Origin of the sequence: Bifidobacterium sp. B4111, assembly GCF_026537235.1 — a bacterium.
In the GTDB taxonomy this organism is placed as follows: domain Bacteria; phylum Actinomycetota; class Actinomycetes; order Actinomycetales; family Bifidobacteriaceae; genus Bombiscardovia.
On record NZ_JAFNMO010000001.1, the window covers coordinates 652,353 to 669,167 of the forward strand.

General features: G+C 67.9%; 16 protein-coding genes. 6 read left to right on the forward strand and 10 right to left on the reverse strand.

From position 1 onward, the window contains the following. Nucleotides 1-7: 7 nt before the first annotated feature. The 5 genes from J3T93_RS03005 to J3T93_RS03025 form a co-directional block, all read right to left on the reverse strand. The gene (locus J3T93_RS03005) at nt 8-802 is read right to left on the reverse strand and encodes a hypothetical protein (RefSeq protein WP_033499420.1); all 795 of its coding nucleotides are present in this window, start codon (nt 800-802) and stop codon (nt 8-10) included. Then, the gene (locus tag J3T93_RS03010) at nt 786-1,568 is read right to left on the reverse strand and encodes a DUF4391 domain-containing protein (protein ID WP_033499419.1); all 783 of its coding nucleotides are present in this window, start codon (nt 1,566-1,568) and stop codon (nt 786-788) included. Before J3T93_RS03010 ends, J3T93_RS03005 begins: the two co-directional genes overlap by 17 nt. Further along, on the reverse strand, nt 1,565-4,810 hold the full coding sequence (locus J3T93_RS03015; RefSeq protein WP_033499418.1) for a helicase-related protein: 3,246 nt from the start codon (nt 4,808-4,810) through the stop codon (nt 1,565-1,567). Before J3T93_RS03015 ends, J3T93_RS03010 begins: the two co-directional genes overlap by 4 nt. Nucleotides 4,811-4,814: 4 nt before the next feature. Continuing rightward, nucleotides 4,815-5,039, reverse strand: coding sequence for a YlcI/YnfO family protein (locus J3T93_RS03020; RefSeq protein ID WP_006720139.1), 225 nt, complete (start codon nt 5,037-5,039; stop codon nt 4,815-4,817). A gap of 156 nt (nt 5,040-5,195) precedes the next feature. Then, the gene (locus J3T93_RS03025; protein WP_052118776.1) at nt 5,196-5,471 is read right to left on the reverse strand and encodes a hypothetical protein; all 276 of its coding nucleotides are present in this window, start codon (nt 5,469-5,471) and stop codon (nt 5,196-5,198) included. Between the two features lie 547 nt (nt 5,472-6,018). On the opposite strand from J3T93_RS03025, the gene J3T93_RS03030 reads away from it, so the two are divergent. The 6 genes from J3T93_RS03030 to J3T93_RS03055 all read left to right on the forward strand — a co-directional run bounded on the left by J3T93_RS03030 (nt 6,019) and on the right by J3T93_RS03055 (nt 10,770). Next, nucleotides 6,019-6,390, forward strand: a complete 372-nt coding sequence (locus J3T93_RS03030) for a YraN family protein (RefSeq protein WP_096227021.1) — start codon at nt 6,019-6,021, stop codon at nt 6,388-6,390. Nucleotides 6,391-6,595: 205 nt separating this feature from the next. After that, nucleotides 6,596-7,360 (forward strand): ParA family protein, encoded by a 765-nt coding sequence (locus J3T93_RS03035; RefSeq protein ID WP_033499416.1) that lies wholly within the window; start codon nt 6,596-6,598, stop codon nt 7,358-7,360. A 4-nt stretch (nt 7,361-7,364) separates the two neighbouring features. Continuing rightward, nucleotides 7,365-8,303, forward strand: a complete 939-nt coding sequence (locus J3T93_RS03040) for a ParB/RepB/Spo0J family partition protein (protein WP_234992741.1) — start codon at nt 7,365-7,367, stop codon at nt 8,301-8,303. A gap of 210 nt (nt 8,304-8,513) precedes the next feature. After that, complete coding sequence (locus J3T93_RS03045; protein ID WP_015540324.1) at nt 8,514-8,960, forward strand: CopG family transcriptional regulator; 447 nt, start codon at nt 8,514-8,516, stop codon at nt 8,958-8,960. Further along, nucleotides 8,948-10,219 carry a relaxase/mobilization nuclease domain-containing protein gene (locus tag J3T93_RS03050; protein ID WP_096227023.1) on the forward strand — a complete coding sequence of 424 codons (1,272 nt, stop codon included), beginning with the start codon at nt 8,948-8,950 and terminating at the stop codon, nt 10,217-10,219. Before J3T93_RS03045 ends, J3T93_RS03050 begins: the two co-directional genes overlap by 13 nt. Next, nucleotides 10,216-10,770, forward strand: a complete 555-nt coding sequence (locus J3T93_RS03055; protein ID WP_073293304.1) for a hypothetical protein — start codon at nt 10,216-10,218, stop codon at nt 10,768-10,770. Before J3T93_RS03050 ends, J3T93_RS03055 begins: the two co-directional genes overlap by 4 nt. Nucleotides 10,771-10,975: 205 nt before the next feature. Here the strand turns inward: J3T93_RS03055 and J3T93_RS03060 are convergent, their stop codons facing one another. From J3T93_RS03060 to J3T93_RS03080, 5 genes are all read right to left on the reverse strand, one after another. Then, entirely contained in the window at nt 10,976-11,707 is a 732-nt protein-coding gene (locus J3T93_RS03060) for a class B sortase (protein WP_071128194.1), read from the reverse strand. A gap of 72 nt (nt 11,708-11,779) precedes the next feature. Then, on the reverse strand, nt 11,780-14,509 hold the full coding sequence (locus J3T93_RS03065) for a VaFE repeat-containing surface-anchored protein (protein ID WP_267430461.1): 2,730 nt from the start codon (nt 14,507-14,509) through the stop codon (nt 11,780-11,782). Nucleotides 14,510-14,521: 12 nt separating this feature from the next. Continuing rightward, nucleotides 14,522-14,980 (reverse strand): DNA gyrase, encoded by a 459-nt coding sequence (locus J3T93_RS03070; protein WP_073293310.1) that lies wholly within the window; start codon nt 14,978-14,980, stop codon nt 14,522-14,524. A gap of 109 nt (nt 14,981-15,089) precedes the next feature. Further along, nucleotides 15,090-16,091 carry a hypothetical protein gene (locus J3T93_RS03075; protein WP_198187154.1) on the reverse strand — a complete coding sequence of 334 codons (1,002 nt, stop codon included), beginning with the start codon at nt 16,089-16,091 and terminating at the stop codon, nt 15,090-15,092. 2 nt (nt 16,092-16,093) lie between these two features. Further along, the gene (locus J3T93_RS03080) at nt 16,094-16,792 is read right to left on the reverse strand and encodes a hypothetical protein (protein WP_198187153.1); all 699 of its coding nucleotides are present in this window, start codon (nt 16,790-16,792) and stop codon (nt 16,094-16,096) included. Nucleotides 16,793-16,815 lie beyond the last annotated feature (23 nt).

Genomic DNA, 16,815 nt, shown 5'->3' on the forward strand with positions numbered 1-16,815 from the left:
TCTCCTCCTAGGAAAGTTGAGATTTGATTAGTTGAACTATGTAGGGCATGGCGGCAATAAAAACGTCGGTGCCCTTGCCGGCAAGCCAGCTCAGGAGTTTGTCAAGCTTGCTGCCCCGTTTGCTTTTATCTTTTGTGTTGAGATCGCCCATCATCCCTTTGAGCAGCGTCTTCTCGTCATCGGAAAGCGTTGTCTCTGGCAATTTGTCAATCTGTTCAAAGGTTGCCTCTAACGTGACCTGTACGTTGCTCGTGGCGGATGCCGTGAGGCTGACGCTAGCGCCCTGCGCTTCGGCGATTTTCAGCTTACGGAGCTCCTCATCACGGAAATGCTTCAGTTTGTCGATACGTAGTTGCGTCTGTTCATCGTTGAAATCATTGCGATTGGAAGACCCATAGGAATAGGAGGCTAGTCCGTCCGTGTAGGAGTCGTAGCCCCTCGCGTTTGCGTAGACGTAGTCGATTGAGTCGTATACGGCTTTGAGCTCGTCGTCTTTCACGCCCTCTTCAAGAGCTTGCTCCAGTCTCCTGATATGCTGCGTTATAGTTGCGCAGAATGCGGCACCGAACGCTTTGTCGTCTGAGTCTTCCCGCTTTAGGCGCAGCTTCTGGAGAATCATCCCTAGGTCGCTTTTCGAGTAGCGAAATGAGCTTGAGGAATTGATATATTTTAAAGCCTCGGGGTTAGTGTAGTCGAGGTCGAAGACCTGCATGATTTCACGGCAGAGCGCATCAACATCCTCATCTGCAGCATCACTCAAAAGGCGCGCCGCTCGCAAAATATACTCATCTAGAACGGCCATTGCAGATCTCCTTTATCTCATCGGCGACCGCCCTCAGGCGTCGCTCCTCTTCCTTCATTTCCATCCTCAGCTTCGCGGACTCGTTGAGCGTTATGTCCTTCGACCGCCGCTGCTCCTTCAGCCGCTTGACGGAGGCTCCCATCTCATCGTAGCGCGACGTGAGGGCGATCAGCTTTTCCCGGTCTCGAGCGGGGCATACGGGGTAGAACCCCAGGCCGCCAATCGCGCGGGACAGCGCTACGGTGCGCGACAGGTCGACCAGGTACTCCCAGAGGTCGCCCTGCGAGAGCCGCCCGAATGCCAGCGCGCCTAGGAAGTCCGCGTATTCTGAACGGCCAGGATCGAACGCGCCCGTCGACTCGACTCGGTCGACGACCGTCGCGCCCTGCTCGGCCTGGCTCCTCCGCGTGAGGGCGACCGATATGCACGCGCAGCCGCCCGCCTCGACCAGGAGCACCGTCGGGTTCGGGAAGCACTTGTGCACGAGCTCCGCCACCTCGGCCACCGCCATGGTCCCGGCTGTCATCTCGCAACGGAGGAAGACGACGCTCTGCACGTTGCGCTCGTCGTCCTCGTACGGCGGGATGCGCGTCGTGGACTTCTGGACCGTGGCGAAGTGCTCGAGGCGCGCGACCTTGTCGAGCCTCTTCTGCTCGGTCTTGGTGAGCATGGCCTGCTTGACGAGCACCGTCTTGGGAATGCGGCGGCATCCCGCGAGCGCCGCTTCGGGCAGGCGCAGGATTCCGTTCCAGTCGATGCCGCTCATCGCAGCACCGCGAAACATACCAACGAGTAGTCGTTGAAGCCCATGACGGTGCCGCTGCCGACCTCTCCCAGGCTGAACAGGCTCTCGATGCCTTTGTCCTGCTGCGTTCCGGTGATGGCCGCAACGACATCGTCAAGCAGGTCGGTGTAGGCGTCCATCCTCGTCCCGTCGCGGGTCTCGCGGTTGAACTCGCGGCACAGCTTAGCGATGGGCTCGGGATGCCCAGAGCAGACGGCGCGCATGATGTCGAGCGCCGGCTTGGGCTGGGTGTGCTTCGTCATGACCTCGCCGTCGGCCGACACGTACACCACGTAGTACGGGAAGACAGGGTTCGTGTCCCTGGGATCGTTGCCCTCGTCGTTCTGCTTGAGGCAGAAGACCACGCCTGGCTTCACGTCGCTGCGAAGCTCGTCGGGGATGGGGGCCACGGCGTGCAGTCCCGCCGGCGAGTTCTCCAACGCGCCGGGATGCTCCTTGGCGTAGCGCTGGAGCTCCACGCGGAAGTCGTCGAAGGCGAAATCCGTGATCGAGATGCCGCCCGAGATGTCCTCGAGGTCGAGCACCTCGCTCTTGAGCTGCTGGAGCTGCCGGCGACGGTACTTGAGGTCGTTCATCTCTCCATTGCCCTTGGCCTCCAGCACGTTCTCCTCGCCGGTTGCCGACGCGTCGAGCAGCGCCATGCGCCCCTTCACGCGGCCCTCGAGCTGGATGTACTCGTCGAGCGCGATGTCCGGCCAGAAGTTGACCAGCTGGATCTGGGAGTTCTTCGATCCCAGGCGGTCGATGCGGCCGAAGCGCTGGATGATACGCACGGGGTTCCAGTGGATGTCGTAGTTCACCAGGCAGTCGCAGTCCTGCAGGTTCTGGCCCTCGGAGATGCAGTCCGTCGCGAAGACGACGTCGATCTCGCCGAGCTCCCGCTGGCTCTCCGGCAGCTCCTTTGAGACGGGAGAGAACCTCGCGAGGATGTTCTCGAAGGTGGTCCTGGGAAGCTTCAGCGAGTAGGTCCGGTTGGAGCTGCCCGCCACCTCGGCGCACTCGATTCCGAGCTCGCGCTTCAGCCAGGGCGCCAGCTGCTCGAAAAGGTACGCCGTCGTGTCGGCGAACGCGCTGAACACCAGCACCTTGCGGTTGCCGGGGTTGTACGGCTCGCTGACCTTGCCCGCGATGAAGTCGCGCAGCTTCACGAGCTTGGCGTCGCGCTCGGGCGTCACCGCGTCGGCATAGGTTAGCAGGGCCCGGAGCACCTGGATGTCGAAGTCGAGGTCCTGGCCCAGGCGCAGGGCGTCGACGTCTCGCAGGTCGACTCGCACCTTGCCGCCGGCCTCGAACTCCTCGGCATCGTCGTCGTCGAACCCGTCCTCGAGGCCCTCGGTGCCGTAGGCGACCCCCGACGCGTCGGCGTCGAGCCTCGCGCGCAGGTCGACGCAGCCGTCGAGGATTCGTCGCAGCGTGATGCGGAAGCTGTTCACGGAGGACTCCATGCGCTTGAGGACGTTGACGCGCATGAGGTTGGCCACCGCCGTCGTGCGGTGGACCTGGCTCTCGAAGTCCTTGCCCCACGTGTCCCCGTAGCGGTCCTCGTACTTGCGGCGCTGGTCGGCGCGCACGTAGGAGAGCACCTGGTACTGGGCGAACGTGAGCTGGGCGATCATGTCGTTGAGCACGGCAATCGGCGGCAGCTCGCCTTCTAGGTCAATGGGCGTCTGAAACGACAGGGGCGGCCGGCGCGCCGGGAAGGTACCGCTCGCGGCGCCGTAGTACTTCGTGATGTGCTTGCGGCTGCGCGCGATGGTCAGCACGTCGAGCAGCTTGAAGTAGTCGGCGTTCACCGCGTTCACGAAGCTCTCGGTCGTGCGCTCGGAGTCGGAGAGCTTGCTCCACTCGTTGAACCTCTGCTGGGCGACGCGCGTCACGTGGGTGATCGACGGGATGCCATCGGTATCGGCGAGGTACGCGTCGTCTCCCTCGGTGATGAGCTCGATCTGGTTTCGCAGGTCGAGCAGGCGGTTGTTCACCGGGGTGGCAGAGAGCATGAGCACCTTCGTGCGCTGGCCCGACTTGATGACGTCCTCGATGAGGCGCGTGTAGCGGTCGGTCTTGTCCGCGTCGGTGCTCTTGTTCCTGAAGTTGTGGCTCTCGTCGATGACGAGGAGGTCGAAGTGGCCCCAGCGCAGGTGCTCGAGGTCCACCTCGCCGCTCATGCCGTGGTAGCGCGACAGGTCGGTGTGGTTGAGCACCGTGTAGCTGAAGCGGTCGTCGGCCAGCGGGTTGCGGTCGTCGTTGTCCTGCGTCCACAGGGTCCAGTTGTCCCGCAGGCGCTTCGGGCACAGCACGAGGATGCGGTCGTTGCGCTCCTGGTAGTACTTCATGACGGCGAGCGCCTCGTAGGTCTTGCCCAGGCCCACCGAGTCGGCGATGATGCAGCCCTTGTACTTCTCCAGCTTGCGGATGGCGCCCACGACGGCGTCCTTCTGGAAGTCGTAGAGCTTGCTCCAGACCACGGACTCCTCGAACTTGAGGCCGGGGCGGATGCCGTTGTCCTCGTCGTCCTCCATGAAGTCGCGGAACAGGTGGTACAGGGTCAGGAAATAGATGAACTCGGGCGGGTTCTCGCGGTAGAGCGTCTCGACCTGGGCGGCCACCTGCGCGGTGACCTCCTCGACCATGGCAGGGTTGTCCCAGACCGACTCGAACATCATCTTGAGGCCGACGGCCTCGGTCGCGTTCTCGAAATGGCTCACGCAGGTCACGGTTCCCGGACGGCGCTCGTAGCCGAGGCCCTCCTGCGTGAAGTTCGCGGCGGCGCCCATGAAGGCGTGGTCGTCGCCGGATGGGTTCTCCACCACGTAGGTGCCGCCCGGCTGAATGGCGCCGGACGTCTTGGCGGACTTGAAGACGCCCTTCTCGCGGATCCACTCGGCGCATTCGCGGGCGAGCGCGCGTTGGTTTAGGTTGTTGCGCAGCGTGAGCTCGAGCCCCGAGCCGCCGACGCCGACCTCGCGCGCGCGGCGGGCTACCTCGAACTCGCGCGGCTCCTTCGAGTCGGCCATGCGCTTGATGAAGGTGGGCTCGCTGAACAGGAAGCGCACCTCGTCGACCTTGGAGAGCTCCTCTTTGAGCTCCCCGTAGGCGAACACGGTGAAATACGAGCTGATTATCGACAACTTCGCGCCGTCGTCGATGGATTCGCCGAGGGCGTCTCCCAGGCGCTCCGCGCCGACGTTGCTTAGCGACTTCACGCCTCTATGCCCCCTTTTTCGCGAGCTCTTCGATCATGCAGGTGCGCACGAAGGCGGAGAAGCTCATGCCCCGCAGGGCCGCCTCCTCCTTCGCCGCGTCGCGCAGGGTGTCGGGGATGCGCAGGGTCACGGAGACCTGGTCGCCGTCCACCAGGAAGCTTCTGATCTCGGTCTCGTCGGGATTGCTCTTGATGAGCTCCTTGTAGCTGTCGGGCATCTGCGCTCCCATCGCTCGAAATGCAATACAAATGCGTTTGCAGCATTATAACGCGACGGCACGCGGCGGCACTGGGAATGCGAGGACAGCCGATGTCCAGGCTTTATATGAGCGCGGACGGCGATGGACGCCCTGATCGGGCTTGGATGGCCGCTTTCGTTCGGGTCCTCATCTCTCGTTTTCGCGAGGTTTGGCGTTTGCCCATTCCTCGGCGTAGAGAACCTCGTTCTGAGCCTCCAAGATTCGCGCGGCGTCGCCGATGCGCTCGGCGCACCTCTCACTTATCGACTTCAGGGCCAGAATCCCCTCGACGTCGAGCGGGTCCAGCTGGTCGGCATGCGCCAGGGACTCGAGCAGCTGGTCCAGGCCCCTCGCCAGCCTCCCGGCATCGCACACGGCATCGATGAGCTCGATGCGCTCCAACTTCTCTTCGTGGCTCAACATCAGCTCGCCTCCTTCTCTCAACGGACGTGTCGCGCAGCACCGTAGCCGTTCCATGCGGAGAACCATCTCGCCGCCCGCGGTCCCGTGCGCATATCGGCCGCAAGCGGCACGGGAAAGCCGTCCGTCCCGACTCATGCCGCGGCGCCGCGACTCGGGAACCCGCCTCCGTCCCCGCCACGACGTCGTCGTCAATCCCCGCGGGAGCCCAGCAACCGCCGATGGGCCGCATCCCATGCCCGGAGGGTCTCGGCGCCCACGCCGGATTCCATGCCGCACGCCTGCGCCCCTTTGATCCGAATACCCGCCCCGGCGCTCCTTGGACGCGCAGGGTCGCACGCCGGCAGGCGGCCAGCAAGGGCCGCGACACTTTTTCGGGTTCTTCGCCCCATGCGCTCCGCGCGCGAACAACGCGAAAAACTGCCGTCGGGAGACTTCTATTTCCATGCCCGACTTCGCTTCCTCCCTTGCAGGCACGCCCGCGCTGCATGCGACTCACGCGGCGCAAGGCACGCCACAGGGGCGGGCCTCAGAGTCTAAGGAGCAAGACATGAACGACATGAAGGAAAAGGCGATGGGCGCGGTCAAGGCCTTCCTCGAGCGCAAGGGCTACGAGATCGTCGACGAGGCCTGGCAGGGACCCGAGGGCATCGGCGGGATCGACCTCGTGGCGGTGGACGAGGACGGGACCCTGGTCTTCGTCGACGCCACGGTCCGGATCGGGACGGACGGCTTCCCCGAGGCCCACAGGGCGCGCGGGCTGCGCGAGGCGCTGGCGGCGAGGTGGCTCGCCGGCAACGGCGACGACTACGCCGACACCCCGGTCCGCTTCGACGAGGTGGCGATGATGGTCGTCAAGGAGAACCGCGCACTCCTTCGCCACCACATCAACTGCTTCGGCGAGATGGAGCCGCTCTCCTAGGCGGCGCGCCCGGCCCCGGGCTCCCGGGGCCGGGCTTTCCCCCGAAACCGGCCCCTGTACCACGAAAACGTACATATACGTACGTTTTCGTGGTACACTCCGCTTGTCGGACAAATCCGTACGGTTTTGTCCCGACGCTCCGAGACTCGGGGCGCGCCGGACCGGATGCGGCGAGGCGCGCCCCACGCTAGAGAGGACGCGACCCATGCGCACGATAGCCATTTCCAACTACAAGGGCGGCGTCGGCAAGACGACGACCGCCGTCAACCTGGCGGCCATCTTCGCCGCCAGGGGCCTTCGGACCCTGCTCGTCGACCTCGACCCGCAGGCGTCTGCCACCGACTTCTTCGGCCTCTACGACCGCGCCGCCTCCGAGCGCCGCACCTCGGTCGAGCTGCTCTACGGCGGCGCGCCCGTGGAAGAGGTCGCTTACGCCGCCGGGGAGGGCCTCGACGTGGTGGCCTCGACCATCGACCTCGTCGACCAGAACGAGATGCTCCTGCGCGAGCAGCGCCTCAAGTTCGCCCTCGACGACGCCTCGGGCTCCTACGACGTCTGCCTCATCGACTGCAGCCCCGTGATGCGCAGGCTCGCCTTCAACGCCTACCTCGCCGCAACGGAGGGCGGCATGGTCGTCATCCCCGTGAAGCTCGACTCCACCGTGATGCGCGGCACGGCGCTCACCGTGGAGGCGACGCGCTCCATCGCGGACGCTCTGCGCATGCCCACGCCCAGATGGAAGATACTGCGCACCTGCGTGCCCGGCCGCATGACCAACGCCGAGGCCACGGGCGCGGCCGTGCTCGACGGGTTCTTCCCGGGCGAGCAGTTCGAGACGGTCATCCACGCGAGCAGCAAGGTCTGCGAGGGCAGCTGGCAATGGAAGCCGGTGGCGGCCTTCGAGCCGGGGAGCCGCCCCGCACGCGACTACGAAGCTCTCGCCGACGAGGTGTCCCGTGAGCTCGCCTAGCCAGGTGGCCGCGGGCTTCACCATCACGGGGCTTCTCGACGGCGCGTCGCGCACCCGCGGGCGCTACCCGGTGTCCGAGATAGCGGTGGCCGACATCGCCGACCACCCGGCGAACGCCGCCTACTCCATGGACCCAACGGGGATAGCCGAGCTCGCCGAGTCCATACGCGAGGACGGCCTCACCGACCTGCCGCTCGTGCGCAAGGTCGGCGACGGCTCGTGGCAGATGGTCTCCGGGCACCGGCGCAAGGCCGCCTACGCGCTGCTCGCCAAGGACGACCCCGCCTACGAGAAGATGCCCTGCCGCGTGATAGAGGGCATCGACGACGAGCGGGCGGTGACGCTGCTCCACGCCGCGAACTACTTCACCCGCGCGCTCACCGTGACCGAGCGCGCCGCAGCGACCGAGGCGCTCAGGGGCGACGCCGTGCGCCTGCGCTCCGAGGACCCGTCGCTTTCCGGCATGCGCGTCGACGACGTGAAGGCCGCCATCATCGAGCGGCAGACGGGCCGCAAGGTCTCCGGCAAGACCATCGCGCGCGAGGAGAGGCTTGCCCGCCGCATCGCCGAGGACCTCTCGCCCGAGTGGGCCGCCGAGGCCGACCGCGGCAACCTCAGCGCCGAGGCGGTGCGCACGCTCGCGGGCATGCCGAAGGAGCGCCAGGCGGAGATGCACGCCGCGATGGAGCCCTGGCGGCGCACCAAGCGCGAGCTCTCCGACTACGTGAGGAGCGAGGGCAAGACGCAGGCAGGCCCCGACGGCCGCATCGCGAAGGCCGCGAGGCTCGTCGCCGACTTCCTGGAGAGCCCGCCCGAGAGCCCGAGCCCGGCCGACCTCTCGCTGCTGCGGGAGATGGCGCTCATGACCGCGCCCTACACGGATGCGGGCACCGATGCCCGAAAGCGCCGCAGAAGGGCCTCAGGCCCGAAATCCAGCAAGTAGCCTATGGCGTCCGACATCGCGTCGGGCGTCCATAGCACTTGGGGACCGGGCGGCCTCGGACCCGTCATGCCGCGGGCCGTTCGGGAGCCCGCTTTCGCGAGGCCCGGTCCCAGAGGCGGCGCCCGAGCCGGGCCGCCGCCTGCGGGGGATCCCCCGCACCCCTAGAGAGACGCGCCCGCCGCGCGGCGGGCCCGAGGAAAGGAATCCGCCATGGAAGAGGAAGCCGGCGCCGCCAAAGGCAAGGAGCGCCGCGTCACGTTCCGCATGGAGGGAGGCGACTACGACGCGCTCTGCGAGCGGTGCGAGCGTGCCGGCCTCAGCAAGTCGGAGTACCTGCGCTACCTCGTTCGCATACCGCTGTCGACGGAGGCCAACGCGGGAGACGAGCACCGCATACTCGTGGACCGCAGAGCCCTGTGGGCGATGTCGCGAGAGCTCACGAAGTGGGGCTACCACTACAACCAGGCCGTGCACGCGATGAACCTCATCAACTTCCACGCCCGCCACGGGCACGTCGACCGCGACCTCGTCGCGGATAGCATCCCGACGATCGAGCGCGAGCTCGCCGACGTGAACGCCGCGGCCCGAGAGATGGCGGCGGAGCTCGGTCGCATCGGCGCCGACTCGCTCGTGGAGGGCTCGCCATGCCGATCCTGAAGCCGATAAGCGGCCACGGCTCGACGGGCGGCATCCGCCGCTACCTCGAGAAGGGAGGCCGCGCCCTGGCGCGCGACCTGTTCAACCTGAGCTACGACGAGCGCGACGCCGGCGCGCTGGGGGAAGACGCCAAGGAGGCCTGCGCCTGGGACGCCGAGATGGACGCCACGCGCGCCGCGTTCGGCACGGACGCACCCTGGAGGGGCAAGCCCGCGCGCACGTTCAAGCACTTCGTGCTCTCGCCGGACCCCGGCGACGACATCGACCTGGCGACGCTGCGCGAGCTCGCGTGCTCGTGGGCGCTCAGGCACTTCGACGACCACGAGATCGCCATCGTCTACCACGACGACAACGCCCGCGGCATACCGCACGCGCACATCGTCGTGAACAACGCCAACCTCCGCACCGGCTACCGCATGCAGACCCAGCACCCCGAGGACCTCAACCGAGACCTGCAGGACATGGCGCGCGAGCGCGGGCTGTCGGGGCTCTCCAACGACCGGGCGCCCGAATCTCCGTCGAAGGCGCGCGGGCGGGCAGGTGCGGGCGGGCCCAGGAGCCGCAGGAGCGTCTACCTGGGCCGGGCCGAGAAGGAGATCATGCGCTCGGGCGGCTACTCGTGGGTCGGCGACATCCGCGCCCGCGTCGCGCTCGCCAAGACCACGGCGCGCGACGAGGCGGAGTTCTTCGGCATCCTCGACGCCCTGGGCGTGCACGTCGCCGACAACTCGGCCAAGGCGCGGCGGGACGACTGGGTGTTCAGCCTGGCGGAGGAACCGTCCAAGAAGGTAACCGGCGAGCGCCTGGGGTTCGTCTACGGCAAGGAGATGCTGCGCCGGCGCTTCGAGCGCGAAGGCGCCTACCGCCCCACGGACGCGAGCGCCGCGCGGATCCGCGAGGCCGCCGAGCGAGCCCTCGAGCTCAACGACCTCTCGGAGCTGAGCAGGCTCTCCTCGGCGCTCGAGACGTGCGCGAAGTTCGACGTCGAGTCCATCGAGGAGTTCGGGCTCAGGATGGCGACGCTCGAGCGGCGCGGCCAGGCGGGCGGCGAGGGATACCGTCGCCTCGAGGCCGCCCGCGCCTACATGGCCGAGAACGGGCTCATGCCGCTCAAGACCCGCTACGGGGACGGTGAAGGGCGCGACGATGCCAGCGGCAATTCGCGCCAGTGCCACCGAGCGGACGAGCAACAGCGCATCCTCGCCGCCGAGCGGCAGCGGGCCCAGCAGGACCAGCGCAGGGAGAGGGGCCGGAGATGATGGTGAGGATAGAGTACGAGGGCGGCAGGACGACGCTGTTCGACACGCTCTCGTTCACGGAGGGGTCGCCGTTCTCCGGCGCGAACATGCTCACGGAGTTCGAGCTCGAGATGCGGGAGGAGCCCGAGAAGGGGCTCTGGCTCACGGCGAACTGGCACCAGGTGCGCGACGACTGGCGCGCCGACGCGCCCGCGGACGGGATACCGGCCGCGCGCAGGTCCCGTGGCTGGCGCTTCATGCTGGCCTCGGAGGCCGAGCTGGGGCGAGCCCGCCGCGTCCTGCTCGACGGCGACGAGGCGTTCGCCCGGGTGCGGGGCTTCCTGTGCGACGCGGCCGCGATCGGCGCCTGCTACCGCGAGCACGTGGGCCCTCCCTCAAAACCGCTGAAATCGCAGATAAGGGACCTGCAGCGCGCTCTGGGGAGGGCAGAGGTCCCGGGCGTGCCCGACGAGCTGGCGAGGCTGCTCGCGCAAGAGAAGGAGGAGGGCGCCGACGAGGGCGCCCGCAAGGTCAAGGAAGATTGGGGTGACGTCGATGAAGAGGCTTGGTAGGTTCCTCATGGCGGCGCTTAAGGTCACGCTGGGCTTTTTCGTCTGGCTGTTCCGTGCCGTGTTCAAGTGGGTGATGTGAGAAGAGGCGGGCAATTGCCCGCCTCTTTCCGTTGTGCGATTTCGATTTCCCACGGCTAGTCCCGGTCGTCGTCGCCGGCTGCGCAGCAGGCGTAGGCCGTGAGCGTGAGGAGCCCCATGAGGAGCCCTATTCCGAAGGGCGCGAATCCCATCCTTCCACCTCCTTCGCGTAGACGACGGTGCGCGAGTTGCTCGTCTGGTAGCTGCACGTCACGAAGGCCCAGGCCTGCGCGATGTCCGCCGGCTCTTCCAGGACGACCTCGCACCGGGACAATTTGTCCCCGAGGTAGGCGGCGAGCTCCGCCGCGTCGGCGAAGTCGGTCCGCTTGCCCTCCGAGCTCGCGTCGACCACGTCGGCCGCGAAGACCTTGAGCTCGATCGCCTTCTCGCGGGTGTAGATCCGGATGGTGCGGTGCCCCTCGGCGAAGTCGCGCGACGAGTACTGCGCGAGCGGCGCGAACATGGTGCCGTCGGACATGTGGTGCCCGTAGACGATGACGAGCGGGCTCTCGGCACCCTGCGCGCACCCGGCATCTATGTAGGGAGCGCCCCACGCGGATCTTTCGCCGCCGGCGTCGTGCGTGAGGTAGAAGTCGGGCGATTCGGGCCGGCCCTGGACGATCGGGTAGTCGACGGTCGTGCCCGGCACGCGCACCCAAGCGACGACGGAGGCGGGAAGGGCGTCCCAGTCGATGCCGCCTCCCGTCTCTTGAGCCTCCATTGTCGCGTCCTCTTCCGCAGTAGGCACCTCGTGCACCTCGTAAGGGTTCCTCTCGGACAGCGGCAGGACGGCGAGCGCCCCCATCGCCAGCAACGCCACGGCAATGGCGAGCGCCGTGGCGGCTTTCCCTTTGTTCATGTCCTCCCCCGTTCGCAGGGGAGGCCCCGGGCGAGCGCCCAGGGCCTCCGGTTCGGTATCGATGCGGCGCCGCTACTCTTCCGGCTCTTCGTCTGCCGCGTCCTTGCTTGCGCCGGCCGTCTTGCGCTTGCGGTACGCGAGCGCCCCGCCCGCACCCGCCGCAGCTGCCAGAGCGATGCCCGCGGCCACGGCGTAGCCGGTGCCGTCGGGGGCGTCGGCCCCGGTCTTGGCGTAGGGCTCCTCGGGGACCTCGGGCGTGCCGGGGTTGTCCACGACGACGCTCTGCTCGGCGGAGTCGATGTCCTCGTGGGCCGCCACGACGTTGCCGGCGGAGTCCAGGACCTTCTCGAAGACGACGAGCTCGTCTCCCTCGGCCAGGCCCTCGGTGTCGAACTCGAAGGTCACCTCGACGGTGCCGGAGGGTGCCTCGGGCTCGAAGGGCGTGCGCGCGGTCACCTCGTTGCCGTCCTTGTCGAGGAACGGCTCTCCGGTGCCCTTGTCCATGAGCGTGCCCACGGCGATGTAGGTCTCGCCGGGGACGAGGCCCTTGTAGGCCACCGTGTCGATGACCTTGGCCTTGCCGGCCTCGATGACCTGGTCGCCGTCGGCGGCGTCGGCCGCCTGCGTGCCCACCTCGACGGCGACGTGGACTGTCTGGCCCTCGTCGGAGAGGTCCGCGTGCGACGCCACCTCGGCCTCGTCCTTGCGTAGGCTCTCGAACGCGACCAGGTCGCGGCCGCCGAGCAGGCTCGCGTCGAAGGCGATCTCGACGTCCTGGCTGCCGGTCGAGAGCGCGGGGGCGAACTCGGCCTTGGCCTCCACGGGCACGCCCGAGGCGTCGGCCACGGGCTCGCCGGTCGCCTTGTCGACGAGGGTGGCCGAGAGCTCGTACTCCTCGCCGGCCTTCAGGCCCTCGTAGGCGACGGTGTCGACGACCTTGGCCTCGGCGTCGGCCGAGACGTCCTTGTCGCCGTCCGCCCCGTCCTTTGCCGTGGTGGAGATGCGCGGGCCCTCCTGGTCGTCGAGGCCCATCCACACGGCCTTCGCGACCGTCGAGTCGCGATCGACCCAGAAGCTCCTCGTGATGAGCTCGAGGCCCTCGTTGGCATCGCAGCGCAGCTCGGTCATGGTGTAGGCGCCGTACGGCAGGGCCGCCAGCGAGTCGTCGACCGGCGCCGAGGAGCCGTCCTTGCCGAGCGAGAACCAGATGCCGGCCTTCGGGTCCATTTCGGCGGGCTCGATCGGACCCTCATGGCCGAGCAGGGCGTCGTTGGCGTTGGTGTCCCTCGAGTGCCTGTTCCAGCTGCTCGCGGTCGACGCGTCGCCGTTGCGGTCCGTGACCAGCACGTGAGTCTCGCCGGTGGCCGCGTTCTCGATGGCGAACGGGACCATGAGGCCGGCGTTGTCGGACTCGCTCTTCTTGGAGAGCTCGAGGTCGTTGCGCACCACCTGGTCGCGGAACTCGAGCGCGGCGCCGTCCGCGGAGGCGCTCACGATCTCGCCGCCGGTGCGGACCTCGAAGGTGCGGGGCTCGCCGTCGGTCAGCAGGTAGCTCCCGTTCGTCGCCGTCTCCCGCACGTCGTAGGTCCCGTACGGCAGTGCGTCGGCCGCGGTCTGCGCGGTGTAGGCGCCGGCCTCGTCGTTCCATGCGGTGGTCAGCGTGGCCACGGCTTCGCCCGGCTCGCGCCATTCGCCGTCAACGAGGACCTTGTGCGCCGAGCGGTTCGTGACGGTGAACTCGATCCCGTCGAGGCCGGGGTGCTCGCCAGGCGCCTCCTTGTGGCCGCTGCCCGCGAGCGCCTCGGACGCCTGCAGCTCCTTGTCGGACTTGGTCACCTGCACGCCGCCGCGGAAGACCTCGTCGGTCACGGGGTCGCCCGTGAGGTCGCGCATCTCGTCGGCCTTCACGGTGAACGTGACGGAGGCGTCGCTGGCGTCGTAGCCCTCGGGCGCGCCGGACTCGACGATGCGGTAATTGCCCGCGGGGAGGGTGTCGGCGCCGGTCGCGGCGACGTGCGACCCGTCCTCGGGCGCGGTCTTTATCGTGGCGCATACCTCGCCGTCGGCGTAGTACTTGCCGCCGACCAGCACGTAGCGGCCGGTCTCGTTAACGACGGAGAAGCTCGCGCCGTCGAGCGAGGCGTCGCCCTGGGGCTCCGCGCCCGCCTCGGAGTCCGTTTTGGCGACCTTGACTCCGCCCGTGGACCAGCTGAAGCTCACGAGCGTCTGAGAGCCGCCGCCGGTCCTGACGCAGAATGCCTCGAACCCGGCGGATACCTTGCCGGCGCCCGCCTTCATCTTGGCGAAGGTCCCGCCGATCAGCTCGGATTTCGCCCAGGAGGCGAACTCGGCGCTCGTGCCGTGCGTGGCAGCCGACTCGGACCCAGAGTAGGCGTAGGCGATGAGCACATGGCTCGCCGCGGCGTACTTCGCGTCGTCCCAGCCGCCGCCGTCGTACCAGCTGCCCGGGAACATCGACGCGTCGAAGCCGGGAGAGCCGAACGAGTACCAGATCGCCGCTGTCACGTCGCCGCTCGGCACGGGGCTCGTCGAGTAGGAGCCCGGCGCGGGCGTCGGGGACGAGGGCTCGGCGCAGTAGGCGATGTTCCCGTCGGCGCTCATCCACGTGGTGGCGAAGCCGCCGTAGGGGATCTTGCCGCCGATGGACACGTCTACCGTGCTCGGCGCGGCGTAGGCGGGCGAGGCCGCCACGGAGGCGAGCAGCGCCCCCGCCGCCAGGATGAGCGCCATGGCGCATCGGAGGAGCTTTTCCTGCAGGGTGCAGTCTTTCGCTGCGTTCATCTTTCCGCCTCCCTATCTCTCGACGCTTCGCTGTGCGCGGGGCGCCTCGTGCTCGGCGGCGCGGCTCGCCTGGCGGGCGTGCTCGGCGCGCTCCGCGAGGTAGCGCGAGCGCCCTGCGTCAACGGCCTCCTTGAGCTGCGCGGGCATGACCTTCACGGTGTCCTTGACCGCGCGGCCGTCCTCGTCGAGCTCGGGCTGGCCGTCCGGGCCCATCACCGTCTTCCTCAGCCACACCTCGCGGTTCGCGAGCAGCGGTATGTCCCGGAAGTCGGCCCCCTTGAAGCGGCTCTCGTTCACGAACATGGGGCTGAACTCGTAGCCTCCCACGTCCACGCCGTCGACGACGGTGCCCTTGGGAAGGGTCGCCGAGTTGAAGGTCCTGGTCTCGCCGGTCGCGCGGTCGGTGTACTCGATGCCCTCGCGCACGAAGCTCTTGTGCAGCGAGAGGTACACGTTCTTCCTCTCTTCCATGTCTTTCCTCCTTTTCGTTTTCAATCGGTCCTTGTCTTCATCCGCCGGGACGCGTGCCCCGGCGCGGTGCCCCTATCTCATGGCGACCGCCCCCTTCCTCGCTTTTCCGCTAGAAGCCGCTCACGATGTCGCGCGCCCAGGAGCCGCTCTTCACGAGGGCCAGGATGAGCAGCACGCACATGGCCAGGTACTGCAGCGCGTAGGTGAGCCCGTTTGCGACCGCGTCGGCCGGGGTGCCCGTCCCGGGGTTCGCCCCGGTGAGCCCGCCGAGCACGAGCGGGAACGATATGAGCAGCACGAGGATGATGACGCCGGCGATGCAGACCGCCCCGAAGCTCTTCAGGTAGCCAAGGCCTATCTGGCGCGTGGCGTCCATGCCGAGGAACGCCAGCGGGATCGGGGCGAACGCGGCCATGATGTAGAGCTGGAGCGCGCGGGCCCAGCAGACCACGAGGGCGACGACGTAGGCCGCCAGCACCACGACCCAGCTGATGAGGCTCACGACGAGCATGGCGATGAGCGACGGGATGTCGTCGTCGGTGGTGACGACGGACACCTCGGGCAGGTCGAGCGCGCCTCCGGCGCCGAAGAGCGCCTCGACTCGGTCGATGGCGAGCCCGCAGACCTCGTAGATCGACGCCATCAGGTCGAAGCTGTTCTGTATGAGGAACAGGAACACGGCGAAGAACACGAGGAGGAAAACGACCTCCTTGACGCCGGGAAGGCTCTGGCTGCCGTCCATGCGCTGGGAGATCTCGACGAGCTTCAGGGTGAAGACCAGGCCGAGCACCCCGCACCCGATCGGCAGGATGGCAACCTGCCATACGCCCCGGGCGACGTCGTGCATGGTCAGGTCGCTCGAGCTCGTGAGCATGTGCGCGAAGTCGGCCGAGAGGATCCCGTTCGCGCCGATCGACCCGAGCACGCCCGTCTGAGCCTTGAACATCCAGTTGCAGCAGTCGCGCAGAAGGCCGCACAGCCAATCGTTGACGTCCCCGGCTATGTCGGCGTATGCCGGCTGCGCGGGGACGAGCAGGAGCGCGCAGAGGGCGAACGCCGCCGCGGCGGAGATGGCGAACGCCCTGCGGCGCTGCGCCTTGAGCGCCCGCACGGCTACATCGCCTCCAGCGAGCCGCCGCGCGAGACCACGGTGACCACCGTCGAGGCGGGGTCGTCGAGCGTGAAGGTCGTCGACGCGACGTTCCCGGCGTAGTCGAGCCACACCTCCTTGTCCCAGGTGGCTCCCGCCGCCTGCGGGGACACCTCCGCCGCCTTCCCGGCGACGGCCTCCTCGATGGCGGCGGCATCCGCGCCCAGCGCCTCGGAGAGGCGGTCGTCGGTGCCGGTCACGGAGAACGCTCCGTCTTGCGCCTTCTGGGGCACGTAGGCCTGCGTCAGGAGGTCGCATGCCAGGGTGCGGGCGTCCCCGTCGCCCGAGACCTGGATGAGCGAGAGCCCTCCCGCCTTGTCGCCGGTTCCCTTGACCTCGATGGGCACGCTGAGCACGCCGCCGGCCTCGGAGGGCTCCTCGGCCGAGAAGAACCAGGCGCGCTCGGTGCCGCCCGCGCTCTCCACCATGGCGCCCTCGACGATCCGCAGCGTGGCTGTCGGGTCGTCGGCGCCCGTCCATGCGGTGTTCCAGAGCGCCTCGGCGCCCGAGGCGGCCTTCCCGGTTGCCGCGTCGGCGCCTGCAGCCGCGGGCTGCTCTTGCTCCTGGGGACTATCCTGCGCGCCTTCCTGCGGGGCGATGGCGCAGCGCGCCGCGCCCGCGCCGAGCGCCACGGTGAGCGCGCCTGCCGCGACGGCGGCCATGACCCTTGACTTTCCCTGCATTG

Coding starts and splice junctions, on each gene's coding strand:
- J3T93_RS03005 (WP_033499420.1), bottom strand. CDS start 802: ATGGCCGTTCTAGATGAGTATATTTTGCGAGCGGCGCGCCTTTTGAGT.
- J3T93_RS03010 (WP_033499419.1), bottom strand. CDS start 1,568: ATGAGCGGCATCGACTGGAACGGAATCCTGCGCCTGCCCGAAGCGGCG.
- J3T93_RS03020 (WP_006720139.1), bottom strand. CDS start 5,039: ATGGGAGCGCAGATGCCCGACAGCTACAAGGAGCTCATCAAGAGCAAT.
- J3T93_RS03025 (WP_052118776.1), bottom strand. CDS start 5,471: ATGTTGAGCCACGAAGAGAAGTTGGAGCGCATCGAGCTCATCGATGCC.
- J3T93_RS03030 (WP_096227021.1), top strand. CDS start 6,019: ATGAACGACATGAAGGAAAAGGCGATGGGCGCGGTCAAGGCCTTCCTC.
- J3T93_RS03035 (WP_033499416.1), top strand. CDS start 6,596: ATGCGCACGATAGCCATTTCCAACTACAAGGGCGGCGTCGGCAAGACG.
- J3T93_RS03045 (WP_015540324.1), top strand. CDS start 8,514: ATGGAAGAGGAAGCCGGCGCCGCCAAAGGCAAGGAGCGCCGCGTCACG.
- J3T93_RS03050 (WP_096227023.1), top strand. CDS start 8,948: ATGCCGATCCTGAAGCCGATAAGCGGCCACGGCTCGACGGGCGGCATC.
- J3T93_RS03055 (WP_073293304.1), top strand. CDS start 10,216: ATGATGGTGAGGATAGAGTACGAGGGCGGCAGGACGACGCTGTTCGAC.
- J3T93_RS03060 (WP_071128194.1), bottom strand. CDS start 11,707: ATGAACAAAGGGAAAGCCGCCACGGCGCTCGCCATTGCCGTGGCGTTG.
- J3T93_RS03065 (WP_267430461.1), bottom strand. CDS start 14,509: ATGAACGCAGCGAAAGACTGCACCCTGCAGGAAAAGCTCCTCCGATGC.
- J3T93_RS03070 (WP_073293310.1), bottom strand. CDS start 14,980: ATGGAAGAGAGGAAGAACGTGTACCTCTCGCTGCACAAGAGCTTCGTG.
- J3T93_RS03080 (WP_198187153.1), bottom strand. CDS start 16,792: ATGGCCGCCGTCGCGGCAGGCGCGCTCACCGTGGCGCTCGGCGCGGGC.